Here is a 9,246-nt window from a genome sequence, read left to right as displayed (position 1 = left end):
CGGCCGACACGCTCGCCGGCGCGGCGGGCGTGCCGTCGCGCGCGTCGCCCACCGCGTCGTCATACCAGGCGGCCAAGTCGCGCTTCATCGCGTGCAGCGCGTCGGGGTTGAGGTATGCCATGTGCCCCGCCGGATAATAGCGGAACGCCAGGTTCGCCTGCTGCCCGCGCTCCAGCATCATGTGGCCCAGGTCGTTCTCCGTTCCGAAGAACGGCGTCGCCATGTCGAACCAGCCGTTGAGCGACAACACGTGCAGGTAGGGATTGGCCCGCATCGCCGCGCCCAGGTCGATGGCGGTGTTGGGATTGTTCTGCTGCGCGCCATAGCCCTGACCCGGCGCGCGATGCTTCCAGTTCCAGTCCCAGCCCGCGGCGTCGCGCGCGGACAGCCGATAGGGCATGTCGGTCTTGTAGCCCAGCGTATGCGTCACATAGTCCATGAACGTGCCGATGAACGCGCCGGAGATGGCGATGTCGGAGGCGTCGGTTTCCGGCCGCTCGCCGGCGGCGTCGACGTCGACGCCGGTATAGCGCGCGTCGAAGCGGCCGATCGTGCGCCGCTGGTCGCGCAGCAGCTCCTTCTGGAAGCGCGGCAGGTCGATGCGCAGGTTGCTCTGGCGGATGAAGGAAGGGCTGACGCCGATCAGCTGGCTCATCCGCGTCGCGATCGCGTCGGCCTCGGCGTCCGGGATCAGCTGCCCCTTGGCCAGCGCCGACATGTACGGGCCCACCGCGAAGGCGCGCGCCTGGTCGACGATCGTCGCCACGTCGGCGGGCGGGTTGGGCACCTTGTGGTGATACCAGGCGGTGGCGGCGAAGGACGGCAGATAGTCGAGATACACCTCGTCCAGCCCCGGCTGGCGCGAGCCATAGTTCATGATGGAGGACAGCAGCACCACGCCGTTGAGCGCCATGCCGCGTTCCTGCAGCTGATAGGCGAGCGCGCCCGAGCGCGTCGTGCCATAGCTCTCGCCGAACAGGAACTTCGGGCTGTTCCACCGGCCGTATTTGGTGGCGTAGCGCAGGATCGCCTTGGCGAACGCGTCCGCGTCCTCGTCGACGCCGTAAAAGGCGCCCGGCTTGGTGTCGCCCAGCGGCCGGGAATAGCCGGCGCCGATCGCATCGAGGAAGACGAGGTCGGTCTTGTCGAGCAGCGTGTCGGGATTGGGCCCGAACGCATAGGGCGCCGGGCGGATCACTTCCGGATTGCCCGTCTTGAGCCGGACAGGCGCGAACGAGCCCATGTGCAGCCAGAAGGTCGGGCTGCCGGGCCCGCCATTATAGAGGAACGTCACCGGGCGCTTGGTTCCCGGCTTCACCCCGTCCAGCGTGTAGGCGGTGTAGAACATGCTCGCGGTCGGCTTGCCCTCCGTGTCGCGGATGGTCAGCGTGCCCGCCGTGGCGGTGTAGGGCAGGGTGGCGCCGTTGACGCTCACGCTCGCCTTGTGCGTCACCGCCTGCTCGGCGACCGGCGCGTTGGCATAGCCGGCCTCGGCTTCCGCCTTCATCTTCTCGGCATTGCTCTGCGCGATGTTCTTGTCGGGCTTGGGCGGGGCGTCCTGCGCCAGCGCGGGCGTGGCGAGAAGGGAAAGCGGCAGAACGAGGCGGATCATCGGCGACCTTTCGTGATTCCGTTACATCCTAGCCGCCTTGCGCGTCCCGGCAAGCCACGCGCGTCAATCGTCCTCGTCCTCGAACCCCACCAGGTGCAGCGGCCGCGCCGTCATGCCCCGCCCGGCGCACCAGTGCACCAGCGCGTCGTCGCGGCCGTGCGTCACCCACACTTCGCGCGGGGCGATCTCCGCCAGCGTGTCGGTCAGCTCGTCCCAGTCGGCATGGTCGGAGAGGATCAGCGGCAGCTCGACATTCTTCTGCCGCGCGCGCTGGCGGATGCGCATCCAGCCGCTCGCCATGGCGGTGATCGGCTCGGGCAGGCGACGGCTCCAGCGGTCGTTGAGCGCGCCCGGCGGGCACAGCACCACATGCCCCGCCACATCCTTCTTCGCCGCCCCGGTCGCCGGCAGCAGCTCGCCCAGCGCCACGCCATGGTCGGCGTACAGCTCGCACAATCGCGCCAGCGCGCCGTGGATATAGATCGGCGCCACGTGCCCGCGCGCGCGCAGCTCGGCGATCACGCGCTGCGCCTTGCCCAGCGCATAGGCGCCGACCAGCACGCAGCGGTCGGGATTGGCGTGCAGCGCGCCGAGCAGCTTGTCGATCTCGTCGCCCGTGTCCGGGTGGCGGAACACGGGCAGCGCAAAGGTCGCCTCGGTGATGAACACGTCGCACGCCACCGGCTCGAAGGGCGCACAGGTCGGGTCCGCGCGCCGCTTGTAATCGCCCGACGCCACCACCCGCTCGCCGCGATAGGTGAGCACGATCTGCGCCGAGCCGAGCACGTGCCCCGCCGGCACGAAGCCGACCTCCACGTCGCCCAGCCGCACGGACCCGCCATAGGCCACCGGTCGCCCGACCTGCTCGCCATAGCGCGCGGTCATGATCGCCAGCGTCTCGGGCGTCGCCCACACCTCGCCATGCCCGCCGCGCGCGTGGTCGGCATGGCCGTGCGTCACCAGCGCGCGCGGGGTCGGCCGCGAGGGATCGATCCACGCATCCGCCGGCTTGACGTACAGCCCGTGGGGATGGGGTTGCAGCCAGTCGCCGAGCTTCACCATGCGCGGCCTAACGCACGGGCGGAGCAATCGCGCCGCGCCGGCGTTGGGCTGGCGTAACGATCGTGGGAGCGTGAGACGATGGCATTGTTCGGCAGCGGCATCTGGGGCGTGCTGGTCATCGTCGGTCCGATCCTGCTCGCGGCCGCGATCGCCTGGGCGGCGCTCAATAACCGCCAGTCGAAGCGCGCCGAGCGGCGCACGGAGGACGCGACGCGCGAGCTGTACCAAGCCGAGGACGCCAAGAACAAGGAAGCGGGGCGCTGATGCGAAAGGGCGCGCGTCGCGCCCCACGCATCGAGCCCCGGCCGGCGGCGCCCCGGCGCCGGCGCCGTACTTGCCCCCGTGACGGCGGTTCGAGTGGCTTTCTGACCCCGGCCCCGCGCCGGGGTCCCGCTGCCTTGACCTCGCGATGAAGAAGCGGGCGCCCGGCTCAAGGCCGGGATGACGGGATTGAGCGATCTACCTGACGTCCTGACCGCCTGGTTCGCGCGACGCGGCTGGCACCCCCGCCGCCACCAGCTTGCCATGCTCGACCGCGCGCGCGCCGGCCGGCACGCGTTGCTCGTCGCCACCACCGGCGCGGGTAAGACGCTGTCCGGTTTCCTGCCCAGCCTCGTCGAACTGATCGAGCACCCGGCCGACGGTCTCCACACGCTCTACGTCTCGCCGCTCAAGGCGCTGGCGATCGATATCCAGCGCAATCTCGTCACCCCCATCGAGGAGATGGCGCTCGACCTCCGCGTCGAGACGCGGACCGGCGACACCCCGTCCGACCGCAAGGCCCGCCAGCGCGCGCGGCCGCCGCACATCCTGCTCACCACGCCCGAGTCACTGTCGCTGCTGCTGTCCTACCCGGACGCGGCGACGATGTTCGCCGGGCTCAGGAGCATCGTCGTCGACGAGGTCCATGCCTTTGCCACCGGCAAGCGCGGCGACCTGCTGTCCTTGTGCATGGTGCGGCTCCAGCGGCTCGCGCCGGGGCTGCGCCGCGTCGCGCTCAGCGCCACCGTCGCCGACCCCGACGGCTATCGCGCCTGGCTCGCGCCGGATGGCGACATCGGCGTGGTCGACCTCGTCGTCGGCGAGCCCGGCGCCGAGCCCGACATCGCGATCCTCCTGCCGGAGGGCCGCGTGCCGTGGACCGGCCATTCAGGCCGCTATGCCGCCGAACAGGTGATGGCGGAGATCGAGACGCACAAGACGTCGCTGATCTTCTGCAACACGCGCAGTCTCGCCGAGCTGATCTTCCAGGATCTGTGGAAGGTGAACACGCTGGGCCTGCCCATCGGCGTCCACCACGGCAGCCTCGCGCGCGAGGCGCGGCGCAAGGTGGAGCAGGCGATGGCGGACGGCCGGCTGCGCGCGCTGGTCGCCACCGCGTCGCTCGATCTGGGCGTCGACTGGGGCGATGTGGATTGCGTGATCCAGATGGGCGCGCCCAAGGGCTCGTCGCGCCTGCTCCAGCGGCTGGGCCGCTCCAACCATCGGCTCGATGAGGCATCCGAGGGCATCCTCGTGCCCGGCAACCGCTTCGAGTATCTCGAAGCCCGCGCCGCGCTCGACGCGGTGGAGGCGCGCGAGCTGGACCCGGACCTGTTCCGGCCCGGCGCGCTCGACGTGCTGGCGCAGCACGTCATGGCGTGCGCCTGCGCCGCCCCGTTCCGCCGCGACGACCTGCTCGACGAGGTCCGCAGCGCGCTGCCCTATTCGGCGCTCACCGACGAGCTGTTCGACCGTGTGCTCGGCTTCATCCGCGACGGCGGCTACAGCCTCAAGGCCTATGACCGGTTCAAGCGGCTGACCGAACAGGATGGCGTCTGGCGCGTGTCGCACCCGCAATTCGTCCGCCAGCACCGCCTCAACGCCGGCATCATCGTCGAGGCGACGATGCTGACGGTGCGCTTCAAGAACGGCCGCAACCTGGGCAAGGTGGAGGAGAGCTTCGCCGCGCAGCTCAGCCCCGGCGACACCTTCTTCTTCGCCGGCCTGAGTTGCGAGGTCGAGCGGATCGACACGGAGGACCTGGTGGTGCGCGCGTCCAGCCGGCCCGCGCGCATCCCCACTTACGGCGGCAGCCGCATGCCGCTGTCGACCAACCTCGCCGACCGCGTCCGCACCTTCCTGGCGACGCCGGCGGAATGGGATCGCTTCCCGCCCGACGTGCGCGAATGGCTCCAGTTCCAGGAGAAGCGCTCGGTCCTCCCCGAGCCCGGCCAGCTGCTGGTCGAGACCTTCCCGCGCGAGGGGCGGCATTACATGGTCGCCTACAGCTTCGAGGGCTGGAACGCGCACCAGTCGCTGGGCATGCTCGTCACGCGCCGCATGGAGGCGCTCGGGCTCAAGCCGCTGGGCTTCGTCGCCAACGATTATGCGCTCGCCTGCTACGGGCTGGAGCAGGTGACCGATCCGGCGGCGCTGTTCACAGCCGACATCCTGGAGCATGAGTTCGTCGAATGGGTGGAGCGCAGCCACCTGCTCAAGCGCGCGTTCCGCGAGGTGGCGGTGATCGGCGGGCTGGTCGAGCGCCAGCACCCCGGCAAGCGCAAGACGGGGCGCCAGGTCACCTTCTCCACCGACCTGATCTACGACGTGCTGCGCAAATACGAGCCGACGCACCTGCTGCTGGAGGCCGCCTGGGCGGACGCGCGCGCGCGGATGACCGATGTCGGGCGGCTCGCCGGCCTGCTCGATCGCGCGGCGGCGACGATGGTGCACCGCGACCTGCCCCGCGTCACCCCGCTCGCGGTGCCGGTGCTGACGCTGATCGGCCGCGAGCGCGTCGCGACGGGCACCGCCGATGATGCGCTGCTGATCGAGGCGGAGGCGCTCGCGGCGGAAGCGATGAGCCTGGACTGAGCGGTCACGCTGCGCCGCGACGAAGATGGTTCAGAGGAGGCGCGGAGGCGCGGAGAAGGAGCGTGACACGCGGCGCAGCCGCCTGGACCCGTACCGATGAAGGCGCTTCGCGCGATGATGCGTATGCCCCCTTTGCGCCCTCGCGCGAACCGATCTTCTCCTCCGCGCCTCCGCGCCTCCTCTGAACCTACCTTCCTAAACGCCCGAAGAGCAGAAACCTTGCCTCCCGCGACTCCGCCCCGCTAAGGGTCGGGCATGGTTCCCTTTTCGTTCGGCGGGCACGAGTTGCTGGCGCTCCCGCAGGGCGCGCTGTTCTGGCCGTCACGCCGCGCGCTGCTCGTCGCCGACCTCCATCTCGAAAAGGCGAGCTCGTTCGCGCGACGCGGCCAGATGCTGCCCCCCTATGACAGCCTGGCGACGCTCGCCGACCTGGAGGCGCTGGTCGCCGCGACCGCCGCCAGCGAGGTCTGGTGCCTGGGCGACAGTTTTCACGACGTCGGCGGCTGCGACCGCCTGCCGCAAGCCGGGCAGGATGCGCTGGCGCGGCTCACCGGCGGCGCGCGCTGGACCTGGATCACCGGCAATCACGACCCGCTGGTCGCCGACCGCTGCGGCGGCGCGGTGGCGCGCGAGGCGCTGGTCGACGGGCTGGTGCTGCGCCACGAGGCCGAGCCGGCCGAGTTGCGTGCGGAGCTGTCGGGTCACTTCCATCCCAAGCTGCGCCTGACGGTCCGGGGCAAGCCGGTCGCGCGCCGCTGCTTCATCGCCACGCCGCGCAAGCTGGTGCTGCCCGCCTTTGGCGCGTTGACCGGCGGACTCGACGTGGATCATCCCGCGATCGTCAAGGCGGTCGGCCGCGCGGCCGAGGCGCTGATCCCGGTGGAGAACCGGTTGCTCCGCTTTCGCCTGGCGGCATGAACCGGGAGGAAGGCGGACGTTGCCCCCAACGTGTCATCCCCGCGCAAGCGGGGATGACGAGGGCAGGGTGTTCGTCAGTCCCGCTACCGCGCCAGCGTCGGAAACCCCGCGCGGAACGCCGCCACCTTGGGCTTGTCCCACATCACGATGTACGGGTGGCCCGGGTTGCGGTCGTAGAAGCGCTGGTGATATTCCTCCGCCGGGTAGAAGCCGCCCTGCTCCAGTCGCGTCACGATCGGCGCGTGGAAAGCGTGGCTCCCCGACAGCTGCGCCACATAAGCGCGCGCCACCCGCGCCTGGTCGGGCGACTGCGGGAAGATCGCGGAGCGATAGCTCACCCCCGTATCCGGCCCCTGCCGGTTCAGCTCGGTCGGATCGTGCGCGATCGAGAAATAGACGCGCAGCAGCGTGCCATAGGTAACGACGCGCGGGTCATAGACCAGCTTCACCGCCTCCGCGTGCCGCGTCGTCTCGGTCGAGACCTGGTCATAGGTCGCGGTCGCCGCCGTGCCGCCCGCATAGCCCGCGGTCACCGACCGCACGCCCTTGATCTGCTCGAACACCGCCTCCATGCCCCAGAAGCAGCCGCCGGCGAACACAGCCGTCTGCGTCCCCGCCGTCGCCGGCACGTCCAGCTTCGCGGCCGGCAGGGGCACCGCCTTTTCCGCGCGCGCTCCGGTCAGCGCCCCCGCGCCCACCGCCGCCAGCGCACCGGCGATCAGGACACGCTTCAACGCGCCACCGTTGCGATCGGCGCGTGCACGGCCGCGCGCGCCTCGCTGGGATGCAACGCCACCAGACCGGCCGCGCCCAGCGCGAACCCGGCCACGAACTGCCATAACAGGCTTGACTTCAACAGGGTCGCCATGACCATCACCTTTGGTTCGATTAGCGGGACAACCGCCCGCCCTAACTTTGGTTGCGAAATCGATTCGTCATCGGCTTCGTAACCGAACCTAAATTAATGCTCGCTGGCCCGCTTGTTCAGAGGCCGTTCGCGAAACGGATCGTTTCCCGTCGTGCTCAGCGCAGCGCCGCGCACGCCGTCTGGATGCGCGCGCAGGCTTCGCGCAGCAGCGCGTCGGAGGTGGCGTAGCTGATCCGCATCGCCGGCGAGAGCCCGAAGGCCGTGCCGTGCACCGCCGCCACCCGCGCCTCGTCGAGCAGATAGGTGACGAACGCCTCGTCGCCGTCGATCACCGCGCCGCCGGGCGTGCGCTTGCCGATCAGCGCGGCGAAGGACGGATAAACGTAAAAGGCGCCGTCGGGCCGGGGACAGGTCAGCCCGCTCGCCTGGCCCAGCATCGACACGACCAGGTCGCGCCGCCCCTGGAACACGTCCGCGCGCTCGCGCAGGAACTCCTGCGGCCCGGTCAACGCCGCCACCGCCGCCGCCTGCGCGATCGAGCACGGGTTGCTGGTCGATTGCGACTGGAGCTTCGCCATCGCCTTGATCAGCCAGGCGGGCCCGCCCGCGAAGCCGATCCGCCAGCCCGTCATCGCATAGGCCTTGGAACAGCCGTTCACCGTCAGCGTCCGGTCGGCCAGTTCGGGGCAGACCTGCGCGATCGTGGCGAAGCGGAAGCCGTCATAGACGATATGCTCGTACATGTCGTCGGCGAACGCCCAGACGTGCGGGTGCCGGGCCAGCACCGCGCCCAGCGCGCGCAGCTCGTCGGCGGTGTACGCCCCGCCCGTCGGGTTCGACGGCGAGTTGAGGATCACCCATTTGGTCCGTGGCGTGATCGCCGCGTCGAGTGCTTCGGGCGACAGCTTGTAGCCGTCCTGCGGCGCCGTCGCCACCGTCACCGGCACGCCGCCCGCGAACTGCACCACGTCGGGATAGCTGACCCAATAGGGCGCCGGGATCACCACCTCGTCGCCCGGATTGACGGTGGCGACGATCGCGTTGAACAGCGTCTGCTTGCCGCCGACATTGACGGTGACCTGGTCGCGGCCGAAGGTCAGCGCGTTGTCGCGCGCGAACTTGGCGATCACCGCGTCCTTCAGCGCGGGGGTGCCGTCGACGTCGGTGTAGCGGGTCTGCCCGTCGCGGATCGCGCGGATGCCCGCTTCCCTGACGTGCTCGGGCGTGTCGAAGTCGGGCTCGCCCGCGCCCAGCCCGATCACGTCGACGCCGGCGCGCTTGAGCTCGGCGACACGCTGCGTCACCGCGAGCGTCGGCGACGGGCTGATGCGGGCGAGCGCGGCGGAGGGCGACATCGGCAGCCTTTCGTAGGGGAGCGCGCGCTATAGGGGCCCCGCGCCACCGTCCGCAACCGCGACCTCCGCGCGGATCAGGCCGCGCAGCGCGTTGCCGATCCAGCAGCCACCCGCCAGATCGTCGCGCGTGCAATCGCCCTCGACCGCGCGTCCCGTCTCGATTAGCTCGGCGCGCAGCACGCTGGGCAGCAGCCCGCGCGCCAGCGGCGGCGTCACCAGCCGCCCGTCGCGCTCGACGAACAGGGAGGTGAAGCTGCCCTCCGTCAGCCAGCCGTCGGCGCGCGCGAACACCACTTCGTCCGTTCCCGCCGCGCCCCGCGCGTCGTCATAGAAGCCGCGATCGCTGGTCTTGTGGCGCAGCCGATAGTCTTGCGGCGCCACCGGCAGCGGCACCACCGCGACCGTCATTCGCGCGGGCGTCGCGGGCAACGGCGCCACCTCTACCGCCAGCGCGCCGGACGCCGCGCACAGCAGTCGCACGCGCCGGGGTTCGCGCAGCCGAAAGGTCGCCGCCTGCAGCTCGTTGCGCGCGCCGTGGCGGTCGAACGCATAGCCCAGCGCGGCGGCGCTGGCGG

The 9,246-nt window shown here is 70.7% G+C and carries 9 protein-coding genes; 3 read left to right on the top strand and 6 right to left on the bottom strand.

The window, feature by feature from the left end:
• The coding region (locus tag HUU95_RS02715) for a S10 family peptidase (protein WP_174278693.1) at window positions 1-1,612 on the bottom strand (1,612 nt) is incomplete at its 3' end.
• A gap of 63 nt (window positions 1,613-1,675) precedes the next feature.
• Complete coding sequence (locus HUU95_RS02710; RefSeq protein ID WP_174278692.1) at window positions 1,676-2,674, bottom strand: ligase-associated DNA damage response exonuclease; 999 nt, start codon at window positions 2,672-2,674, stop codon at window positions 1,676-1,678.
• A gap of 78 nt (window positions 2,675-2,752) precedes the next feature.
• Between HUU95_RS02710 and HUU95_RS02705 the strand changes: the two genes are divergently transcribed.
• The 3 genes from HUU95_RS02705 (at window position 2,753) to pdeM (ending at window position 6,448) form a co-directional block, all read left to right on the top strand.
• On the top strand, window positions 2,753-2,938 hold the full coding sequence (locus tag HUU95_RS02705; RefSeq protein WP_174278691.1) for a hypothetical protein: 186 nt from the start codon (window positions 2,753-2,755) through the stop codon (window positions 2,936-2,938).
• Window positions 2,939-3,124: 186 nt separating this feature from the next.
• On the top strand, window positions 3,125-5,530 hold the full coding sequence (locus HUU95_RS02700; RefSeq protein WP_438827195.1) for a ligase-associated DNA damage response DEXH box helicase: 2,406 nt from the start codon (window positions 3,125-3,127) through the stop codon (window positions 5,528-5,530).
• A 255-nt stretch (window positions 5,531-5,785) separates the two neighbouring features.
• Window positions 5,786-6,448 (top strand): ligase-associated DNA damage response endonuclease PdeM, encoded by a 663-nt coding sequence (gene pdeM / locus HUU95_RS02695; RefSeq protein WP_174278689.1) that lies wholly within the window; start codon window positions 5,786-5,788, stop codon window positions 6,446-6,448.
• Window positions 6,449-6,531: 83 nt separating this feature from the next.
• Here the strand turns inward: pdeM and msrA are convergent, their stop codons facing one another.
• From msrA to HUU95_RS02675, 4 genes are all read right to left on the bottom strand, one after another.
• A complete protein-coding gene (msrA, locus tag HUU95_RS02690) occupies window positions 6,532-7,182 on the bottom strand; it encodes a peptide-methionine (S)-S-oxide reductase MsrA (protein WP_174278685.1) in 651 nt (216 codons plus the stop codon).
• Window positions 7,179-7,316, bottom strand: a complete 138-nt coding sequence (locus HUU95_RS02685; protein WP_174278688.1) for a hypothetical protein — start codon at window positions 7,314-7,316, stop codon at window positions 7,179-7,181. The genes msrA and HUU95_RS02685 overlap by 4 nt, the downstream gene beginning before the upstream one ends.
• A 155-nt stretch (window positions 7,317-7,471) precedes the next feature.
• Window positions 7,472-8,671, bottom strand: coding sequence for a pyridoxal phosphate-dependent aminotransferase (locus HUU95_RS02680; protein WP_174278687.1), 1,200 nt, complete (start codon window positions 8,669-8,671; stop codon window positions 7,472-7,474).
• Between the two features lie 27 nt (window positions 8,672-8,698).
• The coding region (locus tag HUU95_RS02675) for an aminotransferase class IV (protein WP_174278686.1) at window positions 8,699-9,246 on the bottom strand (548 nt) is incomplete at its 5' end.

This window comes from Sphingomonas bacterium, from assembly GCF_903643065.1.
Taxonomy (GTDB): Bacteria; Pseudomonadota; Alphaproteobacteria; order Sphingomonadales; family Sphingomonadaceae; genus Sphingomonas.
Note: the sequence above shows the minus strand (reverse complement) of the source record. Positions and strands in the feature narration are given on the sequence as shown.